The following is a 19,257-nucleotide window of genomic DNA, read 5'->3' on the forward strand; positions in this document are numbered from 1 at the left end:
GAAATGAGGGAGACAGCCCCGTGGCCCGCAAAGAACTACCCCTGATCGTCATGCACGACGGCAAGTCGTCGCGCTCGAATATCACCTGCAAGTACAAGTGCGGCGACGCCTGCTCGCACGACGTGCCCAACACCTCCGGTGGCGCCTACTTCGGCGACATCGTGCGTCACGCGATGTCGCGTCGAGGAGTGCTGCGCGGCGGCGCAATGGCCGTTCTCGCCGTGGGCGCAGGCGGAGCACTGGTCGCGTGCTCCGACGACTCCGCGGCCGCACCCGTCGGAGGCGGCGCCGCAGAAGGTGCCGTCGACCTCGGACCGAGCCCGGCCGGAACCGACTTCGCCGCCGTCGCCCCCAACACCGATGATGCGGTGACCGTACCCGAGGGCTACGAGCAGGAAGTCGTGATCCGCTGGGGTGACAAGGTTCTCCCGGATGCTCCCGAGTTCAACATCGACAACCAGACTGCCGCCGCGCAGGAGAAGCAGTTCGGATTCAACAACGACTTCGCCGGACTGCTCCCGGTCGACGGTGCCCCGAACACCTACCTACTCGTGGTCAATCACGAATACAGCACCGAGCCGTTCATGTTCGCGGGATACGACGAGGAGAACCCGACCGAGGAGCAGGTGCGCATCGGTATCGCGAACCACGGCCTGTCGGTTGTGCAGGTCAAGGGTGAATCCGGGTCCGGCCGTCTCACACCGGAATTCGGTGAGTACAACCGTCGCATCACCGGTACCACCGAGTTCCTCGTCACCGGACCGGCAGCGGGCAGCGACCTGCTGAAGACCACCGCGGACCCCACCGGAACGAAGGTCGCAGGCACACTCAACAACTGCGCGGGCGGCGTTACCCCGTGGGGCACTGTGCTGTCCGGCGAGGAGAACTTCAACCAGTACTTCGCCAACGCAGAGACCGTCACCGACCCCGCGACCGCCGAACGCCTCGCCCGGTACGGCCTCGAAGGTGCAGCGACCGACCGCAAATGGGAGCGCTTCGACCCCCGCTTCGACATTGCCGTGGAGCCCAATGAGGTCAACCGGTTCGGCTGGGTCGTCGAAATCGATCCGTTCGACGCCACCTCGACTCCCGTCAAGCACTCGGCGCTCGGCCGTTTCAAGCACGAGGCCGCAACCATCTACGTCACCGATGACGGCACAGTGGTTGCATACAGCGGCGACGACGAGCGCTTCGACTACATGTACAAGTTCGTCTCGTCCCGCAGGATGCAGGACGGCAACTCTCGCGCGGCGACAGCGCACAACATGACTCTGCTCGACGCAGGCATCCTTTACGTCGCGGCGCTCGAGGGCGACAATCCCGATGCCGTCGACGGCTCCGGCGCCCTGCCCGAGGGCGGCGCGTTCACCGGCCGCGGCACGTGGATTCCGCTGCTGCGCACAGGCGAAGACGGAACCGGCGAATCTCTCGTCGACGGCATGAGTGCCGAAGAGGTCGCGGTGTTCACCCGCCTCGCCGGCGACAAGGTCGGTGCAACGAAGATGGATCGGCCCGAGGACTTCGAGCCCAACCCGGTCACGGGCAAGGTCTACATCGCGCTGACCAACAACACCAACCGCGGTGTCGACGGCAATCCCGCCGCCGACGAAGCGAACCCGCGCAACAACAACAAGAACGGTCAGGTCCTCGAGATCGACGATGACCACGCCGGTATGTCGTTCACGTGGAACGTGCTGCTGGTGTGCGGAGATCCGGCTACCGCCGATACCTACTTCGGTGGATTCGACAAGTCGCAGGTCAGCCCGATCTCGTGCCCAGACAACCTCGCGTTCGATCCACACGGCAACCTGTGGATCTCCACCGACGGCAATGCGCTCGGCTCCAACGACGGCCTGTTCGCGGTGGTGCTCGACGGACCGCGCCGCGGCGAGACGAAGCAGTTCCTCACCGTGCCGATCGGCGCCGAAACGTGTGGTCCGATCATCGAAGACAGCCGCGTCGTCGTGTGCGTCCAGCATCCGGGCGAGACCGACGACGCATCGTGGGACAGCCCGGGGTCGCACTGGCCCGATGGCGGCACCTCGCAGCCGCGCCCGTCCGTGATCGTGGCATGGAAGACCGGCGGCGGGCAGATCGGAGTCTGACCCTTATGGCCGAATGTCACCTTTATACAGTTCAATTGGATGAAGGTGACATTCGGCCGATTCGGGGGGCGTCAGCCAAGCCAGTCCAACACCGCGGCGGCGGTCCAGGATTGCTGCATGCTGCCCAAGGGTTCTCCGGTGAACGGCTCGTAATACTCAGCGAACGAGCCGCCGGCGGCCTGCCGTAACCCTTCTGCTCGCAGGGTGTTCGCGCGTTCGACCCAACCGCGACGCGCGAACACCCACGAGAACAACCACGTCATGACGGGCCACACCGGGCCCCGCCAATACTCCCGTGACCGGAAGTCCACCGACACCGGCGACGTGGACGGCGGCACCGCGTATCGCAGGTCGGGGTGCCCGCAGAACTTCGGACCTTCGAAGGTGCGCAGCAGTGCGCGTTCCGCCTTCCGATCCAGCCCTCCGCACAGCAGCGGCGCGAACATCGCGAGAGTATCGGTGGTCACCCACTTTCCGGTCCGCAGGTCGAAGTCCTTCGCCGCACCCGTCCGGGCATCCGTCGAGTCGACCACGCCGCGACGGAATCTGTCGGCCCACTCGTGCAGTTCGCGTACGTCGGCGTTCGGGCGCGAATGCTCCTCACCGATGTCTGCGAGCACCTCACACGACAACGCGAACACGGCGCTCACGAAGACATCCTCGACCGCGAAACTCATTGTCGTGGCGAGTACATCGTCTTCGTACCGTGCGGTCTTCATCTCCTCGAGCAGCCACAGATAGCGGGCGTACTCGATGTCGCTGGGTCGCTCACCCGGATCTGCGACATGGGCGAGATCTTCACGACGGAAATCCGGGAGTGCATCGACGACGACGTTCGCGTAGGCGGTATCCCACCGGGGCGAGTTGTCCATGCCGGATTCCCAGCCGTGATACACCGCAATGCGCCCGTGGCCGCCCACGTCCCTGGCCTCCGCCAGCCACCGATGCCAGCGCATCAGATCGGTCCAGCGTCGGTCCAGGAACTCGTCGGCGACCGCCCGGGTGCTGCGACCGTGCCTGTGTGCGTGATCAAGGATGCGCTGGACCGCGATCGCGTGCACCGGTGGCTGGGTGATACCCGACGTCTGCACCCCCTGCGGGGCATGGGCTGCGAGGCGGTTCACCTCCCACCGCGAAGGCCCCGGGAAGTATCCGTCGACACCGTTCGCGAACACGATGTGCGGGATCATCCCGTTGATCCATTGCGCCGACAGGAGGGTGTCGAGTTCGACGATGGCGCGCTCTACGCTCAGCGGGGCCAATCCGATCGACACGAACGCCGCATCCCAGCTCCACATGTGCGGGTACAGCTTGGGTGCGGCGCTGGTCATGGTGCCCAGGTCGTTGCCGCGAAGAAGATACGCTGCGCGCGCTGCGAGCTGGGTGGGGGTGAAGCCGCGGTCCGCCATCGTCCCATTCTGAGGCCTCCTGGCGAAGATGCACGCCCACGCCCACATCGCTCATCGGAGAGAAGGACCAGCACCTCTGGATGCGGCTCGCGCAACCCGCCGGAAGCTCAGGCGTTAGGCTCGTCGCATGGGCAGACGCAGGACTGGCCGGGAGAAGCCGACTGGGTCGAGCCATGAACCGGTCGCGGGGTTGTACGACACGGACACAGGCACATGTGAGCTGGTCAAAGACCCGTACCGCGACTCGGGATGGATTCTCGAGGTCAACGGTGTGCCCAGTTCCCACATCGATCCGGACGACCCGACGCTGCTCGAGTTCGAATACATGCGCTGGATCACGATGCTCGTGCACGGCCAGTTCTCCCGCGACACCCGGCTGCGCGCCCTGCACCTCGGCGGCGGTGCGTGCACCATGGCGCGGTACCTCGCGGCGACCTATCCCGACGCCCGCCAGGTCGTCGTCGAGATCGACGGTCGCCTCGCCGAGCTGGTGCGCGAATGGTTCGACCTGCCGCGCGCACCGATGCTGCGGATCCGGGTGGGGGAGGGCCGAGCGGTCCTCACCTCGCTCACCGATGCGACGCGAGACGTCATCATCCGCGACGTGTTCGCGATCAACAAGACACCGGTCGCGTTGACGACGCTCGAGTTCACCCGACATGTGCAGCGAGTCCTGGCTCCCGGTGGCCTCTACGTCGTGAACTGCGGCGATACCCGCGACCTGACCACTGCCCGACGTGAGGCCGCAACCATCGGCTCGGTGTTCGAACACTCCGCGATGATCGCGGATCCGGCCATGCTCAAGGGCAGGCGCTACGGCAATCTCATCATCGCGGGCAGCGACCGGCCACTCGGAGAGTCCGATGCCCTGGCCCGCGACCTACTCGGTGGTGCCGTTCCCGCGCAGATCAGGCACACTGCGGAGACCCACAAGTTCGCGGCGGGTTCGAAGGTTCTCGACGACAGCGAAGCTCCCCAGCGGAGCATGCCGGCTGCACAGCGGGGAACACCCGAACCCTCCTGATTGTTGAAGCCTGCATGACCTCGACACATTCGCCCGTCCTGCAGGTATTCACGCTGGGTTCGCCCTGGCAGACGATCGATCCGTTCCTGTTCGTCGCACACCACGTCGACGCATATCCCGCAGGCAATGCCGATCTCGGGCCGGATGCATCGCTCGACGGACGCGCGCTCGGTCAGGACTTCGGCAATCCTGCGGGGTGGAACATGTACCACGGCACCACCGTCCCGGGATTCCCTGGTCACCCGCACCGCGGATTCGAAACGGTGACGTTCGTGCGATCGGGGTTCATCGACCACTCCGACTCCGTCGGCGCCTCCGCCCGATTCGGGGAAGGCGACACGCAGTGGCTCACCGCCGGCAACGGCGTCGTGCACAGCGAGATGTTTCCGCTACTGAACCAGGACGCCGACAACCCCGTCGAACTGTTCCAGATCTGGCTGAACCTGCCTGCCGAGTCGAAGACCGCCGACCCGCACTTCTCGATGCTGTGGAACGAGGACACACCGACGGTGACGTTCACCGACGACGCCGACCGAGCTGTCGCCGTCCGGGTGCTCGCTGGAAAACTGGACGACGTGACAGCGCCCGCGCCGCCGCCGCACTCGTGGGCGTCGCGCTCCGACACCGACGTGGCAATCTGGAACATCGACCTGTCCGCAGGCGCGCAGTGGATGCTGCCTGCGGCAGCAGGCGCGGGAACACAGCGTGTTCTCTACGTGTACAACGGTTCTCCGGTGCAGATCGGCGATCAGCAGGTGAGCTCGGGGCACGGCGCCGTCGTCGATGCCTCTGCGCCCATCACGCTCGTCGGTGGCGACGACACCACCCAGATCCTGCTGCTGCAGGGGCGTCCGATCGGTGAACCCGTTGCGTCGTACGGCCCGTTCGTCCTCAATGACGAGGCCGGTATCCGGCAGGCCTTCGACGACTACCGTCGCACAGGTTTCGGCGGCTGGCCGTGGGAGAGCAACGATCCGGTACATGCTCCCGACGCCGGGCGATTCGCACAGTATCCCGACGGCACTGTCGAGAAGCGGTGACTCGAGAGTCTTCCAACTCAGTCGAATTCCATGGCCTCGCCGATCCGGCCGAACCGCATAGTGGGCAGATCGAGCAGGTAGTTCTGTCGCATCAGCCACGGGCTTCGTGAACCCTGTTTCGGGAGAATGCTTTCCGAACGCGCGACGTACCCCGATGTCAGTCCGAGCAACGGCTGCGGCGACGCGTCATGGTGCACCTGCGGCCTGGCGACGCGATAGCCACCCCTCCTCATGTGATTGAGCAGTCTGCACACGTACAGCGACGCGAGGTCGGCGCGCAGCGTCCACGACGCGTTCGTGTAACCGAGACACAACGCGAGATTGGGTACGCCGCTGAGCATCATCCCGCGATAGGTGTAGTGACGAGCGAGGTCTACGGTCTCGCCGTCGACCATGAATTCGACGCCACCTGCGGGAACGAGACGCAACCCCGTCGCGGTCACGAGGATGTCGGCATCGAGGTGGTCGCCCGACTTCAGTTGCACGCCTTTCTCGGTGACGGTGTCGATGTGGTCGGTCACGATCTCGGCGACACCCGAGTTGAGCGCCTTGAACAGGTCGGCATCGGGTACCAGGCACATGCGCTGATCCCAGGGCCGGTACCTCGGGGTGAAATGCGGATCCACCGTCGACCCGTCACGCAGATGGTGTTTCGTCAGTCGGCGCAGTACAGGTTTCGCAAGCCTCGGAAGACGCTGACACAGCTGGTAGAAACCGAGACTCGTCACCGTGTTCTTCACGCGGATCACGCGATGGGACATCCTGTCGGGCAGGTGCTTCCGAATACGTGTCGCGATCAGATCGCGGGACGGCAACGACATGACGTACGACGGGGAGCGTTGCAGCATCGTCACGTGTTCGGCCTTCTCCGCGAGTGAGGGCACGAGGGTCACCGCGGTGGCACCGCTACCGATCACCACCACCTTCTTACCTTCGTAGTCGAGGTCGTCGGGCCAGAACTGGGGATGCACGACCGGGCCGGAGAAGTCTCCGAGCCCGGCAATATCGGGCAGATAGGCGGATTCGTAGCTGTAGTACCCACTGCACAGGTACAGGAACGAGCAGCTCAGTTCGGTCTCCATACCGTGCGCGAGCACTCGGACGGTCCATGTCGCGTCAATGCTCGACCACGACGCCGAAACGACTCGGTGCCCGAATCGGATCTTGGAGTCGATACCGTACTCCGCAGCGGTGTCGCGCACGTACTGCAGAATGCTCGCGCCGTCGGAGATGGATTTCTCCCCGCGCCACGGCCGGAACGGGTATCCGAGCGTGTACATGTCACTGTCCGACCGAATTCCTGGGTAGCGGAACAGATCCCATGTGCCACCGATACTGTCGCGCGCCTCGAGGATCGCGTAGGTGCGGTCGGGACACTGTGTCTGCAGCCGGTATCCGGCACCGATCCCGGACAGTCCGGCACCGACGACCAGCACATCGACATGTTCCACGCCCACTTCCGACTCCTCGTCCCTACCGACTCGTCCCTACCGACTCGTCCCTACCGACTCGTCCAGGCCAACAGATCATCCACCGGCCACGCGTTGATCACCCGGTCGGGTTCGACACCCCGCTCGGCCGCACGCTCGCACCCGAACCCGAGCCAGTCGAGCTGCCCCGGGGCATGCGCGTCGGTGTCGATCGAGAACAGGCACCCGATATCCAGCGCGAGATCGATCAGTCGCGACGGTGGATCACGACGTTCGGGACGCGAATTGATCTCTACCGCGGTGTCGTAGTCGCGACACGCCGTGAACACTGCCTCCGCGTCGAACGTCGACTCGGGGCGCTGCCCGCGACCACCGGTGACGAGCCTGCCGGTGCAGTGCCCGAGGACGTCCACATTCGGATTCTCGACGGCCCGCAGCATCCGCTTCGTCATCGTCGACCGATCGTCGCGCAGCTTCGAGTGCACGCTCGCAACGACGATGTCGAGGTCGGCAAGGATCCCTTCGTCCTGGTCCAGCGACCCGTCGTCGAGGATGTCGACCTCGATGCCCGTGAGGATCCTGGAGCCCTGCGCGCGCTCGTTCAGCTCCGCCACGACGGACAACTGCGTGCGGAGGCGTTCGGCGCTCAGCCCGTTCGCCACCGTCAACCGAGGGGAGTGGTCGGTCAGGGCCATGTACTCGTGCCCGATCATCGTCGTGGCGGTCCGTTGCATCTCGTCGATGGGGCTGCCACCGTCGGACCAGTCGGAATGCGTGTGCAGATCGCCCCTCAACGCCTCGAGGAGTTCGCGACCGCCGCGACCGATCGGCTCGGCTTCGTCGCGCACACTCTGCAGGTAGTCGGGGACACCGTCGAACGCTTGCCGGATCACGGTTGCGGTCTTCGGGCCGATCCCGGCGAGTTCGGTCCAGTCGTCGGCGCGACGGTGCTTTGCTCGAGCGATGTCGGAGAGACCCGCGACCACGTCGGCGGCATTCCGGTACGCCTGCACACGATAGGTCGACGCGTGCTGACGCTCGAGCCAGAACGCGATCTCGCGAAGCGCGGCCATCGGGTCCATCTCACCATTGTGGACGCGTGCCCACAGGTTGCGCTCCGTAATGTGGGCACCATGTCGAGACGTCGAATAGTGCTGCTCACCGGATGCATCGCGACCGGGTCGGCGTTCGTGTGGGTGTCCTCGCAGGTCGCGTCGTCTGCGCAGGGCCGGATGTACAGCCTCGCCGACGCACCATCGGCTCCCGTGGTGATCGTCCCCGGCGCGCGGGTGCGAGACGGCAGGCCCGGCGCATTCCTGCGCGGGCGTCTCGACGTCGCGGTGTCGCTCGTCCGGGACGGCCGCGCCCACGCAGTTCTCGTGTCCGGCGACGCCGCGGGTCGCTCCGGCAACGAGATCACTGCGATGATCGACTACCTCGTCGACAACGGCGTGGACCGCGACCGCATCGTCGCAGACCCGTACGGCCTCGACACTTTCGACACCGCCCAGCGGGCCATGCGCACGTTCGGAGTGCGGGAGGCGAACATCGCGACACAGCGGTTCCATCTGCCCCGGGCGGTCGCGTTGTGTCTGCGCGCGGGAATCGACGCGACGGGTGTCGTGGCGCCCGGCCAGGCGCGTCCCGTGTCGCAGATCCGCAGTCATCTCCGCGAATGGGTGTTGTCACGTCCGAAGGCGTTCCTCGAACTTCGCTTTCCCCGCGACCCCGCGGTGTCGACACCGCCCGACGACACACTCGCCGAGATACTCGCCGTCCGCTGACCACCGGGTCGATTCGGTTCTAGTGTGATCGGATGCGACCTTCAGCTCTCATCACCGGAGCGAGCCGTGGCCTCGGTGCCGCGATCGCCCGCGAACTCGCCCCCACCCACGACCTTCGCCTCGGCGCCCGGAGGTCCGACTCGCTCACCGCGATCATCGACGAACTTCCTGGCACCACCCCGTGGCCCGTGGACCTGCTCGATCACGAGGCGCTGGCCGCTGCAACGGCGGGAATCGAGCGGCTCGACGTCCTCGTCCACAATGCGGGTGCAGCCGAACTCGGCGCCGTCGCCGACAGCGACGTCGAGCAGTGGCGGCACATGATGGACGCGAATCTCCTCACCGTCGTCGCACTGACGCAGTTGCTGCTCCCGGCGTTGCGGTCCGCGAACGGGCATGTGGTGCTGATCAATTCGGGAGCCGGTATCCGCGCGAATCCGGGATGGGGGGCGTATGCCGCGAGCAAGTTCGCACTGCGCGCATTCGGCGATGTACTGCGTCTCGAAGAACCGTCGTTGCGGGTCACGTCGGTGCATCCCGGTCGCATCGACACCGACATGCAGCGCGCGATCGTCGCGACCGAGGGCAACGACTACGACCCCTCCCGTTTCCTGAAGGCGTCGACGGTCGCGCGCGCCGTCCGGAACGCCGTCGAGACACCCGCCGACGCTCATCCTGCCGAGATCATCCTGCGGCCGTGGTCGCCGTCCTGATCGCGAGGCGAAACCGGTCAAAACGGTAGGGGAATCACCACCGGGGGCGCACCCGGCACGTTGATCCTGATCTGCGGGGGCGGCGGGGGAGCGGGTGCGGGTGCAGGCGCTGGCGCGGGTGCCGGCGCGGGTGGAGGCGGCGGCGGTATCTGCGGCATCGGCTCCGGCGGCGGAGGAGGGGGAGGCGCGGGTGCCGGAGGCGGCGGAGGAGGCTCCGGTGCGGGCGGCGGTGCCTGGACTCGAGGTCGCGGTGCGGGGGCCGGATTCTGCTCGATCGTTTCGGGTGCCGCGGCCACTTCGGGTGACGGCGGCGGCGGTGCAACCGGGGCGAGCGGGCCGGCACCGATCGGCACCTCGAGCAGGTCACCGGTCGTGATGTCGACGACCTTCAACTCGTTCACCGCATCGGCGGACGATTGCACGACGAACAATCGTTCCGGATCGAACCCCGTCCATTCGGTGCCTTCGATGTCGCTGTCCTTTGCCAGCACGGGCGGCGACAGTGGATTACCGCGGGCACATCGCACCCGCGGCACCCCGTGGTCGTCGACGAGCACCACCGTCCCTGTCTCGAGAACCGCCTGGACGGGACGGGCCGCGCCGTCGATGTAGTCGTAGCGGGTCACGCGGGTATCCGCGCGAAGCAGCACCGGAGTGAGAGCGCTCGTGTACTCGAGGATGTCGTCGGCACCGACCTCGGCCTTCCATGCCTCCGCCTTGGTCGCGTCGCTGGTGAGCGTGCCGACCAGTTCGTTTCGATCGCACAGTTCCCGGTCGAGGCTCCCCCCGTAGAGCGCGACACGGTCGCCTGCGACTGCGGGTGTCCCGTCCGGGGAAACCGGATCTCCGGAATCGGCGAGTGCATCGTCCGGTGGTGGTGGGACCGCGACGGGAACCTGGGCCGGCAGCAGCAGTCCGGTCCAGGGGTGGTCGCTCTGCGCGGTCGCGATGTCGAGTCGCACGGGGTCCGGAGAACCGGAACCACCGGACGCACACGCACCTGCCACAAGCGCGGTCAGTGCGAGCACCATTCCGAATCCGCGTCCTGCGGTGTCGGTGGCCACGTTCGCCAGCCTAGGACGACGGGACCCGCCGCGCCGGTTATTCGGATCCTTTGCGGGAATACACGTCCGCGACGAAGGACAGCAGCAACTCGTCGACCTCGTATCGACGTTCCATTTGCACGAAATGTCCGGCACCGTCGAGCAAATGGATTCCTCGCAGATCCGGGACGGTCTGTCGCATCCGCTCGAGTGCGTGTGGTCCGGACATGGTGATCACCGGATCCGATGCGCCCGCGACGAACAACGTCGGCACAGTGATGCTCGCACCCTCGTACTGGGCGGCTGCCTCCCAATTCGCGTCGTAGGCGCGGTACCACGACAGTCCGCCGCTGAATCCGGTGCGGGTGAACTCGCTGGCGTAATGCTGGAGTTCGGTGGCGGTGAGCCAATCCCACGGCAGATCCGGGGCGGTCGGCAAGACATCGAGATAGCCGTGTCCGTCGGAGGGATGGTTCCAGATATCGAGGTACCGGTAGGAACCCGAGAGCGCGAAGAACAGGCGGCAGAGAAACTCGGCCGCGCGCGGATCGAGTTCGGCTTCGGCCACACCCGGTTGCTGGAAGTAGTGCAGGTGCAGGAAATGCTTGCGCGCCATCGCGGCGTACAACTCGGTGGGTCGCGCAGGCAGTCGATTCGGCGCATACGGCACCGCGAGCAGAACGAGGCCCGCGACCCGCTCGGTGTGCCGCAGCGCCGTGGTCCATGCGGCGGGCGCACCGAAGTCGTGTCCGACGAACACAGCTTCGTCGATCTCGAGTGCGTCGAGGAGTCGCGCCAACCGATCCGCGACCGCGACGTTGGTGTATTCCTCGACAGCCTCGGGCCGGTCGGTCCCGCCGTATCCCGGCATGTCGGGGGCCACTACCCGGTAGCCGGCGGATGCGAGCGCCGCACTCTGATGTCGATAGCTGTACCCGAGGCCAGGGAATCCGTGGCACAGCACAACCGAGGGTCCGACGCCCTCGTCGTGAATGTTCCACGTGAAACCATCGACTTCGACCGAGCGGACCGGCATCAGGGCGCGGGGACCGTCTGCATGTCGTCCTGGCTCCAGTACGCCCTCATGCTCGTGATCTTCGCGTCGTCGTCGAATGTCATGACATCGACGACCTCCATCACCAGATTCTGCTCGCCGAGGTGCGTGACCAGGCGGAACAGGAACGCCGCATTGTTCTCGGCAATCTTGAGGGTGAGCACTTCACCGATCTGATCGAGCGGCTCGATCACGCTGTAGAACTCGCGGATCTCGGCCTCCGTGGTGCGCTCCGGTGTCCCGACCGGATCTTCGACGGTCGCGCCCTGCGCATAGAGCGCGAGGACGTCGTCGGTGGTGCCCTTCGCAACCGCGCGGACGTAGTTCTCGACGGTGTCGCGGATCGCTTCACGGGTCGGTGCCATCGTGCCCCCTCCAAAGTTGGAACATGTTCTATTTCGGAGGGTAGTGCACGATGCCTCCCTCGACCAGAGGCCGAACGTGCGATCCTGTGCGCACCATCCGTTCCCACCGACAGGAATGCCGACGATGAGCGACGCCTCTACCACCGAAGACACAGCATTCACCATTGCCGGTCACACGACGATGCTCGCCGCACGACGCTGGGAACCGGAGTCGCCGCGCTACATCGCGTTACTGGCCCACGGATACGGAGAACACTCCGGTCGATACGGTTACGTCGCGACGCGCCTGACCTCCGACGGCGCCGTCGTATACGCCGTCGACCACATCGGGCACGGACTCAGCGACGGCGAGCGGGTCCTCGTCGAGAACTTCGAGGACGTCGTCCACGACTTCCGGCTCCTCGACCTCACCGCGCGACGCGAACACCCCGGCCTCCCGGTCGTACTCATCGGTCATTCGATGGGCGGCATGATCGCCGCGCGCTACACCCAACTCCACGGCGACGAACTCACCGCGGTCGTATTGTCCGGCCCGGTCCTCGGCTCGTGGGCCGCCGTCGACGCACTTCTCGCTGCGGACGAAATTCCCGATGCCCCCATCGATCCCGCGACCCTGTCGCGCGACCCGGAGGTCGGCCGCGACTATGTCGACGATCCACTCGTGTGGCACGGACCGTTCAGGCGCCGCACCGTCGAGGCACTGAAGGACTGCCTCGACACCATCACCGCAGCGGGAACCGTCGACACCGTGCCGGTGCTCTGGTTACACGGCAGCGACGACGCACTCGTCCCCGTCGACGGCACCGCGACCGGCTGGGCGACGTTCGCCGGTCGCGGTTCGTCGTCCAAGCAGTATCCCGGTGCAAGACACGAAATCTTCAACGAAACGAACCGCGACGACGTGCTCGGCGACGTGCTCGATTTCGTGCACGAGCAGCTTCGGTAGTCGGCTACCCGCCCGAACCGTATGGCCGGGTGAGGATCTCGAGAAAGTGGCCGGACGGATCGAGGAAGTAGGTTCCGCGTCCGCCATCGTTGGTGTTGATCCCGTGTGCCGACTGCCGGGGGTCGGCCCAGTGCTCGAGTTTCTGTTCGAGGATGCGCGCGTAGATCTTGTCGAAGTCGTCCTCGGACACCAGGAACGCATAGTGCTGAGGCGGAAACTCGACATGCGGCGGTGGCTCCGCGAAGTCGAGAGTGACTCCGTTGTCGAGCTGCACGGCAAGGAAATGCCCGGCGGCAACCGGATCCGGAAGACCGAGCAGGGTAGTCAGGAAATACGCCGAATGCTGCTTGTCGTTCGCAGCGACGATCGTGTGGTTGAGTGAGATGGTCAAAGGAAGTCCCTTGGAGTTCCACGCCTCCATGCCTGACGCAGTCCGTCATCGACACGCGACGCTGTTTCCAGGACTACCAGACTCGGCCGAGCATGTCGAGTGTGCAGTTGTCGTTGATCTTCCCGGCGTGTCGCGACAACAACTGCACACTCGAACTGGCCGACCTCCTACTTCACGATGTTGACCATCTTGCCTGGTACCACGATCACCTTGCGCGGAGCAGCACCGCCCAGCAGTTCGACGATCTTCTCGTCGGCGAGCGCCGCAGCCTCGATCGCGTCGGGGGTCGCGTCGGCCGCAACAGTGATGCGGCTACGAACCTTGCCGTTGACCTGGATCGGGTACTCGACTGAATCCTCGACCAGCCACTTCTCGTCGGCGGTCGGGAAAGGTCCGTGCGCAAGCGGTTCGGTGTTCCCGAGCCGCGACCACAGCTCCTCTGCGAGGTGCGGTGCGACCGGAGCGAGCATGAGTACCAGCGGCTCGACGGCACTGCGCGGCGCACCCGACGGGTACTGCTTCGTCAGGTGATTGGTGTACTCGATCAGCTTCGCGATCGCGGTGTTGTCGCGCAGGTGAGCGTAATCGTCGGTCACGCCGGCGACAGCTTTGTTCAGCGCGCGCAGTGTGTCGTCGCCCGGCTCGTCGTCGGTGACGCGGACAGCGCCGCTCTCCTCGTCGACGACCAGACGCCACGCGCGCTGCAGGAACCGCGACGCACCCACGACGTCCTTGGTCGCCCACGGACGCGACTGGTCGAGCGGACCCATCGACATCTCGTACACACGCAGGGTGTCGGCACCATATTCGGTGCAGATCTCGTCGGGCGCAACGGAATTCTTGAGCGACTTGCCCATCTTTCCGTACTCGCGGGCGACTTCCTGCTCACCGTCCGGACCCGTCCAGAAGAACGTGCCGTCGCGCTCGACCACCTCGTCGGCCGGGACGTACACGCCACGCGCATCGGTGTACGCGTAGGCCTGGATGTACCCCTGGTTGAACAGGCGACGGTACGGCTCGGACGAGCTGACGTAGCCGAGGTCGAAAAGCACCTTGTGCCAGAACCGCGAGTACAGCAGGTGCAGCACCGCATGCTCGACACCACCCACGTACAGGTCGACGCCGCCCGGATCGTTCGGACCGTGCAGGTCGGGTCGCGGACCCATCCAGTACGCCTCGTTCTCCTTGGCGCAGAACTCTTCCGCGTTCGTCGGGTCGATGTAGCGCAGCTGGTACCACGAGCTACCTGCCCACTGCGGCATCACGTTGGTGTCGCGGGTGTAGCGCTGCAGTCCGTCACCGAGGTCGAGCTCGACGTTCACCCAGTCGGTGGCCTTCCCGAGCGGAGGCGACGGCTCGGAATCCGCATCATCCGGGTCGAACGACACCGGTGCGTAGTCCTCGACCTCCGGAAGTTCGACGGGCAGCATCGAATCGGGCAGTGGGTGTGCGTCACCCTGCTCGCCGTAGACGATCGGAAACGGCTCGCCCCAGTACCGCTGGCGAGCGAAGAGCCAGTCGCGCAATTTGTACTGAACAGTGCCGGAGCCGGTTCCGTCCTCCTCGAGCTTCGCGGTGATGGTCTTCTTCGCGTCGTCGACGCTCAACCCGTCCAGGAGACCGGAATTCACGAGCGCACCGTCGCCGGTGTACGCCTCGGTGGTGATGTCGCCGCCCGAGATCACCTCGCGGATGGGCAGCCCGAACGCGGTCGCGAACTCCCAGTCGCGCTGGTCGTGACCGGGAACAGCCATGATCGCGCCGGTTCCGTAGCCGGTGAGCACGTAATCGGCGATGAAGATCGGAAGCTTCTCACCATCGACCGGGTTCACGGCGTACGCGCCGAGGAACACACCGGTCTTCTCCTTCGACTCCTGCCGCTCCAGGTCGGTTTTCGCGGCGATCGCGGCCCGGTACGCAGCAACGGCGTCGGCGGGGGTCGCCGCACCACCGGTCCAACGCTCGTCGACATCGACAGGCCACGCCGATCCGACGATCTCGTCGACCAGAGCGTGCTCGGGTGCAAGCGTGACGTAGGTGGCGCCGAAGAGGGTGTCGGGGCGGGTCGTGAAGACCTCGACGGCAGCATCGGCACCGTCGACCGCGAAGGCCACCTGGGCGCCGTTCGAGCGGCCGATCCAGTTGCGCTGCATGGACTTGACCTTGTCGGGCCAGTCCAGGTGCTCGAGATCGTCGATGAGACGATCGGAGTACGCGGTGATGCGCATCATCCACTGGCGCAGGTTCTTCCGGAACACCGGGAAGTTGCCGCGCTCCGAGCGGCCATCGGCCGTGACCTCTTCGTTCGCCAGCACGGTGCCCAGCCCGGGGCACCAGTTGACGAGCGAATTCGACTGGTAGACGAGGCGGTACGAGTCGAGGACCGCGGCGCGCTCACTGGCCGACAGTGACGCCCAGTCGCGGCCGTCGTCGAGGGCGCGCGTGCCGTCGGCGAATTCGGCCTCGAGCTCGCCGATCCGGCGGGCCTTGCCTGCGGAGGTGTCGTACCACGCGTTGTAGATCGTGAGGAAGATCCACTGCGTCCAATGGTAGAAGTCGACATCGGTGGTCGCGACGGAGCGGCGGTCGTCGTGGCCGAGCCCCAGACGCCCGAGCTGCCGCTTCATGTTGACGATGTTGGCTTCGGTGGTGGTGCGGGGATGGGTGCCCGTCTGCACCGCGTACTGCTCGGCGGGCAGGCCGAATGCGTCGTAGCCGAGCGTGTGCAGCACATTGTGGCCCTGCATCCGATGGAAGCGGGCGTAGACGTCGGTCGCGATGTAACCGAGCGGATGCCCGACGTGCAGACCCGAGCCCGACGGATACGGGAACATGTCCTGCACGAACAACTTGTCGGCAGGCACCTCACCAGCGAGCTCACCCACAGGATTGGGGGCATGGAACGTGCCGCGCTCGCGCCACAGCTCCTGCCAGCGCTGCTCGATCTGCCCCGCGAGTTCAGCGGTGTAGCGGTGCTGCGGGGTGGCGTCGGACGACTGCTGCGGTGCAGCACCGTGTGGCTGTGTGGAAGGCGGAACTGGACGGGTCACGGTGATCGCTATCTACTCGGCCGGCGTTTGTGGGCTCCAACCAGGGTAGAACGTGCACCTACCCGAGGGGTGGGGTGGCCACACACGGCGGTATCCTGATCGGGTGCTGATCGTCGCCATTCTGCTTTTCCTTATCGCCCTCGCCATCGGCGCGGTCGGTGTCGCGGCGCTGACCGGCAATCTGCCGCGCAACCGCTGGGCGGGTGTGCGCACGCCGGAGTCGCTGCGCGACGACACCACCTTCGCCATGACCAACAAGGTCGCTGCGCCCAGCATGCTCGGTGCGGCTGCGCTCTGCGTCTTCGGTGGTGTCGCCACGTTGACGCTGCCCACGGTCGGCGGTGTGATCGCCGTCGTCGTCACCGTCGTTGCAGCGCTGATCACCGCTGGCGCCGGTGGTTCCATCGCTGCTCGGGTCGCGGAAGCGACGAAGCCGGCCGAATCGGATGGGTGCGGCACGTCGTGTGGTGCGTGCAGCCTGCGCGGCATGTGCGAACCGACCGCCTGATCTCTCGCCCGCGCGCCCTCGCGCAGTAGTGATCCCTATCCTGTGTCGATGACCCGTCGTCGCGTCGTCGATCCCGCTGGGGCCCTGTTCGGGCTCGGAATCCCATTGTTGTGTGCACTCGTCGTCCTGGTGCTCACCGTCACGTGGGAACCTCGACTCCCTGCTGAAGTCGCATCCCATTGGTCGGGCTCGACCCCCGACTCGTTCGCGAGCCCGATGACGGGGGCGTGGACGATGGCGTTGCTCATCGCGCTGGTCGGTGGCGGATGCTGCGCGATCGCCGCGCTCGCCCAAGCACAGCTGATGATGCGCCGCTACATGCTGGTGACCGGGCTGGCGGTGACATTCCTGATGGCGACGCTGTATGTCGCGACTCTGGCGGCGCAGCTGGACGTATCCGACCCGGCGACAGTGCCGTTTCCCGCGTGGTCCCTCGGGCTGGGCATGTGTCTCGGTGTCGCGGTGGGGTGGCTCGGTGCGAGCATGCTCCGCGATTACCGGGAACGCCCATCGTCGACGACGACACCCGATCCGTCACTGCCGCGCGGCCCGGTCGAGCTGCCCATCGTCGATGAGGTCGGTACCGGCCGGTTCACCACCGCGGTGCTCGCGCTTCTCGTACTCGTTCCCGTGCTCATCGTGTGCGCCGTGATGGGAAGTTGGTGGCCCATGGCCATCGCACTCCCGTCGGCCTTCCTGATCCTGAGCCTGCTCCGATTCACAGTGCGCGTGGACGAACGCGGAGTGTCGGTGCGCAACCTCGGCGCCTCCGCGCTCGACTACGACCTCGACGAGATCATCGGCGCGAAGGTCACCGAGACGCGGCCGTTCCAGGACTGGGGCGGCTGGGGGCTGCGGATCAAGCGCCCGAACCGGTACGGGCTGGTCACCAACACCGGGCCGGCACTGGTGATCACCGCCGAATCCGGTCACGAACTCACGATCACGACCGATCGCGCAGAGGAGATGGCGGGCGCGATCAATACGTTGGCCGACCGCCGCGAGACCGTCTGACTGCTCAGTTCCGCTCGATCTCGATCGGGTGGGTCGCCAGCAACGCCATCGGGAGCGGCTGGCGGCGCAGCACACTCGCCCACTGATCGATGTCGGCCCGGGCCAGGATGTCGCGGGGCCGGGCGGAGACGACCATCCAATCGTCGTTGCTCAGTTCGCCGTCGAGCTGACCGGCACTCCACCCCGCATAACCGGCGAAGATCCGCACTCCTTCGACATGTTCGACGAGGGTCTCGGGGTCGGTGTCGAGGTCGATCAACACGATCCGGCCGTCGATCCTGCGAACACCCTTCACGTTGTCGACCTTGGCGCCCGGGCGCGCAGCGCCGAGACACAGCGCCGAATTCCGGTGCACCGGGCCACCCACGTACAGAGCGCCCGGCCGCGCAGACAGCGGAGCCCAGCGGGGGAGCATTGCGCCGACGGCGGTGTCGCTGATGCGATTGAGTACGACACCGAAGCTACCGGACTCGTTGTGTTCGATGACGTAGATCACGGTGCGGCGGAAGGTGGGTTCCGTGAGGGCGGTGCCGGCAATGAGCAGATTTCCCGCACGGACCTTGGGAGTCGACGGTGCGGTGCGATCCTCGGGGTCGTCCTGATGCTGCGCCACCCTGTCATTCTCTCACCGCGGCTGTTGCGATGCGGTCACGAACCCGGCCGTTTCCGCGAGAACCGAGAGCTGATGCTCGAACAGCGCCGACTCGTCGGTGAAGGTGTCGGCTCCGTACTGACCGAACACATCGAAGTTCACCGTGCCGAACAGCCCGGTCCACACCAGAACGCTGCGGGCGATGACCGCGTCGGGTAGGTCGATGTCGAATGAAGTTCGGATCCGCGAGAAGTCCGCCGACAGCGAGTCCGGGACCGGAACGGAGTCGGTCGACTGCAACGCACCGACGGCATATGCGTCCGCCAGGATTCCGACGAGCCGAACGATGACCCGGGTGCCGGGTTCGGTCGTGCGTTCGGCGGGAGCCTGATAACCCGGGACCGGACTGCCGAACAGCAACGCGTAGCGCGCAGGCTCGCGCAGCGCCCATTCCCTCACTGCGCGGCCGAGCGCACGGAACTGCTCGACCGGGCCGTCTGCGGCGGCGACCGCGGCGTCGACAGCGTCTCCGAGTTCGTCGTACGCATCGACCACCAGGAGGGTGAGCAACTCGTCGCGGCTTGCGACGTAGCGGTAGATCGCCGACGACACCACGCCCAGGTCGCGCGCGACGGCACGCAGCGACAGTGCGGCTGCGCCTTCGGTCGCCAGGTGGTCGCGGCCGATCCGCAGGATCTCGGCCATGGTGCGTGTGCGCGCTTGTGCGCGAGGTGTCGTCATGTTTCCAGCCTGACCGACAAACGCGAGCACTGTCAACAAATGTGAGCA

Annotated in this window: 18 protein-coding genes; 8 read left to right on the forward strand and 10 right to left on the reverse strand. The window is 66.0% G+C overall.

Annotated features, from left to right (window positions below; genetic code table 11):
- The first annotated feature begins 20 nt into the window (after window positions 1-20).
- The gene (locus tag ACFWCF_RS03940) at window positions 21-2,105 is read left to right on the forward strand and encodes a PhoX family protein (RefSeq protein WP_378557409.1); all 2,085 of its coding nucleotides are present in this window, start codon (window positions 21-23) and stop codon (window positions 2,103-2,105) included.
- Window positions 2,106-2,176: 71 nt separating this feature from the next.
- On the opposite strand, the gene ACFWCF_RS03945 is transcribed toward ACFWCF_RS03940, so the two are convergent.
- Window positions 2,177-3,514 (reverse strand): glycogen debranching protein, encoded by a 1,338-nt coding sequence (locus ACFWCF_RS03945; RefSeq protein ID WP_378557412.1) that lies wholly within the window; start codon window positions 3,512-3,514, stop codon window positions 2,177-2,179.
- Between the two features lie 127 nt (window positions 3,515-3,641).
- Here ACFWCF_RS03945 and ACFWCF_RS03950 point away from each other — a divergent pair, with 127 nt between their 5' ends.
- The gene (locus tag ACFWCF_RS03950; RefSeq protein WP_378557415.1) at window positions 3,642-4,538 is read left to right on the forward strand and encodes a spermidine synthase; all 897 of its coding nucleotides are present in this window, start codon (window positions 3,642-3,644) and stop codon (window positions 4,536-4,538) included.
- A 14-nt stretch (window positions 4,539-4,552) separates the two neighbouring features.
- Window positions 4,553-5,578, forward strand: coding sequence for a pirin family protein (locus ACFWCF_RS03955; RefSeq protein ID WP_378557418.1), 1,026 nt, complete (start codon window positions 4,553-4,555; stop codon window positions 5,576-5,578).
- 17 nt (window positions 5,579-5,595) lie between these two features.
- Here ACFWCF_RS03955 and ACFWCF_RS03960 read toward each other — a convergent pair whose 3' ends face one another.
- Window positions 5,596-7,035, reverse strand: coding sequence for a flavin-containing monooxygenase (locus ACFWCF_RS03960; protein ID WP_378557421.1), 1,440 nt, complete (start codon window positions 7,033-7,035; stop codon window positions 5,596-5,598).
- A 44-nt stretch (window positions 7,036-7,079) separates the two neighbouring features.
- On the reverse strand, window positions 7,080-8,090 hold the full coding sequence (locus ACFWCF_RS03965; protein ID WP_378557424.1) for a PHP domain-containing protein: 1,011 nt from the start codon (window positions 8,088-8,090) through the stop codon (window positions 7,080-7,082).
- A gap of 51 nt (window positions 8,091-8,141) precedes the next feature.
- On the opposite strand from ACFWCF_RS03965, the gene ACFWCF_RS03970 reads away from it, so the two are divergent.
- Window positions 8,142-8,792, forward strand: a complete 651-nt coding sequence (locus ACFWCF_RS03970) for a vancomycin high temperature exclusion protein (RefSeq protein ID WP_378557427.1) — start codon at window positions 8,142-8,144, stop codon at window positions 8,790-8,792.
- Window positions 8,793-8,824: 32 nt separating this feature from the next.
- Window positions 8,825-9,505: an SDR family oxidoreductase gene (locus ACFWCF_RS03975; RefSeq protein WP_378557430.1), complete on the forward strand. Its 681-nt coding sequence runs from the start codon at window positions 8,825-8,827 to the stop codon at window positions 9,503-9,505.
- Window positions 9,506-9,522: 17 nt separating this feature from the next.
- Here ACFWCF_RS03975 and ACFWCF_RS03980 read toward each other — a convergent pair whose 3' ends face one another.
- Genes ACFWCF_RS03980 through ACFWCF_RS03990 form a run of 3 tightly spaced genes read right to left on the reverse strand, consistent with a single transcriptional unit; the run spans window position 9,523 to window position 11,967 of the window.
- Window positions 9,523-10,569, reverse strand: a complete 1,047-nt coding sequence (locus ACFWCF_RS03980) for a DUF6777 domain-containing protein (RefSeq protein WP_378557433.1) — start codon at window positions 10,567-10,569, stop codon at window positions 9,523-9,525.
- A gap of 37 nt (window positions 10,570-10,606) precedes the next feature.
- Window positions 10,607-11,584 carry an alpha/beta fold hydrolase gene (locus ACFWCF_RS03985; protein WP_378557436.1) on the reverse strand — a complete coding sequence of 326 codons (978 nt, stop codon included), beginning with the start codon at window positions 11,582-11,584 and terminating at the stop codon, window positions 10,607-10,609.
- Window positions 11,584-11,967 carry a nuclear transport factor 2 family protein gene (locus ACFWCF_RS03990; RefSeq protein ID WP_378557439.1) on the reverse strand — a complete coding sequence of 128 codons (384 nt, stop codon included), beginning with the start codon at window positions 11,965-11,967 and terminating at the stop codon, window positions 11,584-11,586. Before ACFWCF_RS03990 ends, ACFWCF_RS03985 begins: the two co-directional genes overlap by 1 nt.
- Window positions 11,968-12,091: 124 nt before the next feature.
- Between ACFWCF_RS03990 and ACFWCF_RS03995 the strand changes: the two genes are divergently transcribed.
- Entirely contained in the window at window positions 12,092-12,913 is an 822-nt protein-coding gene (locus ACFWCF_RS03995; RefSeq protein ID WP_378557442.1) for an alpha/beta hydrolase, read from the forward strand.
- A gap of 4 nt (window positions 12,914-12,917) precedes the next feature.
- On the opposite strand, the gene ACFWCF_RS04000 is transcribed toward ACFWCF_RS03995, so the two are convergent.
- Both ACFWCF_RS04000 and leuS read right to left on the reverse strand, forming a co-directional pair.
- The gene (locus ACFWCF_RS04000) at window positions 12,918-13,334 is read right to left on the reverse strand and encodes a VOC family protein (protein ID WP_378557445.1); all 417 of its coding nucleotides are present in this window, start codon (window positions 13,332-13,334) and stop codon (window positions 12,918-12,920) included.
- Window positions 13,335-13,471: 137 nt separating this feature from the next.
- Entirely contained in the window at window positions 13,472-16,354 is a 2,883-nt protein-coding gene (leuS, locus tag ACFWCF_RS04005) for a leucine--tRNA ligase (protein WP_378557448.1), read from the reverse strand.
- Window positions 16,355-16,457: 103 nt separating this feature from the next.
- On the opposite strand from leuS, the gene ACFWCF_RS04010 reads away from it, so the two are divergent.
- Entirely contained in the window at window positions 16,458-16,862 is a 405-nt protein-coding gene (locus ACFWCF_RS04010; protein ID WP_378557451.1) for an SdpI family protein, read from the forward strand.
- A 48-nt stretch (window positions 16,863-16,910) separates the two neighbouring features.
- Window positions 16,911-17,876 (forward strand): DUF1648 domain-containing protein, encoded by a 966-nt coding sequence (locus ACFWCF_RS04015; RefSeq protein WP_378557454.1) that lies wholly within the window; start codon window positions 16,911-16,913, stop codon window positions 17,874-17,876.
- 4 nt (window positions 17,877-17,880) lie between these two features.
- On the opposite strand, the gene ACFWCF_RS04020 is transcribed toward ACFWCF_RS04015, so the two are convergent.
- Window positions 17,881-18,489 (reverse strand): YqgE/AlgH family protein, encoded by a 609-nt coding sequence (locus tag ACFWCF_RS04020; protein WP_378557456.1) that lies wholly within the window; start codon window positions 18,487-18,489, stop codon window positions 17,881-17,883.
- Between the two features lie 12 nt (window positions 18,490-18,501).
- Window positions 18,502-19,209 (reverse strand): TetR/AcrR family transcriptional regulator, encoded by a 708-nt coding sequence (locus ACFWCF_RS04025; RefSeq protein ID WP_378557459.1) that lies wholly within the window; start codon window positions 19,207-19,209, stop codon window positions 18,502-18,504.
- Between the last annotated feature and the right edge of the window lie 48 nt (window positions 19,210-19,257).

Origin of the sequence: Rhodococcus sp. NPDC060090, from assembly GCF_042729855.1 — a bacterium.
Classification (GTDB): Bacteria; Actinomycetota; Actinomycetes; order Mycobacteriales; family Mycobacteriaceae; genus Rhodococcus.

Excerpts from the sequence above, each read along its gene's own strand:
- ACFWCF_RS03985 (WP_378557436.1), bottom strand. The coding sequence starts at position 11,584 with ATGCCGGTCCGCTCGGTCGAAGTCGATGGTTTCACGTGGAACATTCAC.
- ACFWCF_RS03995 (WP_378557442.1), top strand. The coding sequence starts at position 12,092 with ATGAGCGACGCCTCTACCACCGAAGACACAGCATTCACCATTGCCGGT.
- ACFWCF_RS04025 (WP_378557459.1), bottom strand. The coding sequence starts at position 19,209 with ATGACGACACCTCGCGCACAAGCGCGCACACGCACCATGGCCGAGATC.
- ACFWCF_RS03965 (WP_378557424.1), bottom strand. The coding sequence starts at position 8,090 with ATGGACCCGATGGCCGCGCTTCGCGAGATCGCGTTCTGGCTCGAGCGT.
- ACFWCF_RS03975 (WP_378557430.1), top strand. The coding sequence starts at position 8,825 with ATGCGACCTTCAGCTCTCATCACCGGAGCGAGCCGTGGCCTCGGTGCC.
- ACFWCF_RS03970 (WP_378557427.1), top strand. The coding sequence starts at position 8,142 with ATGTCGAGACGTCGAATAGTGCTGCTCACCGGATGCATCGCGACCGGG.
- ACFWCF_RS03945 (WP_378557412.1), bottom strand. The coding sequence starts at position 3,514 with ATGGCGGACCGCGGCTTCACCCCCACCCAGCTCGCAGCGCGCGCAGCG.
- ACFWCF_RS03990 (WP_378557439.1), bottom strand. The coding sequence starts at position 11,967 with ATGGCACCGACCCGTGAAGCGATCCGCGACACCGTCGAGAACTACGTC.
- ACFWCF_RS04015 (WP_378557454.1), top strand. The coding sequence starts at position 16,911 with ATGACCCGTCGTCGCGTCGTCGATCCCGCTGGGGCCCTGTTCGGGCTC.
- ACFWCF_RS03950 (WP_378557415.1), top strand. The coding sequence starts at position 3,642 with ATGGGCAGACGCAGGACTGGCCGGGAGAAGCCGACTGGGTCGAGCCAT.
- ACFWCF_RS03955 (WP_378557418.1), top strand. The coding sequence starts at position 4,553 with ATGACCTCGACACATTCGCCCGTCCTGCAGGTATTCACGCTGGGTTCG.
- ACFWCF_RS04000 (WP_378557445.1), bottom strand. The coding sequence starts at position 13,334 with ATGGAGGCGTGGAACTCCAAGGGACTTCCTTTGACCATCTCACTCAAC.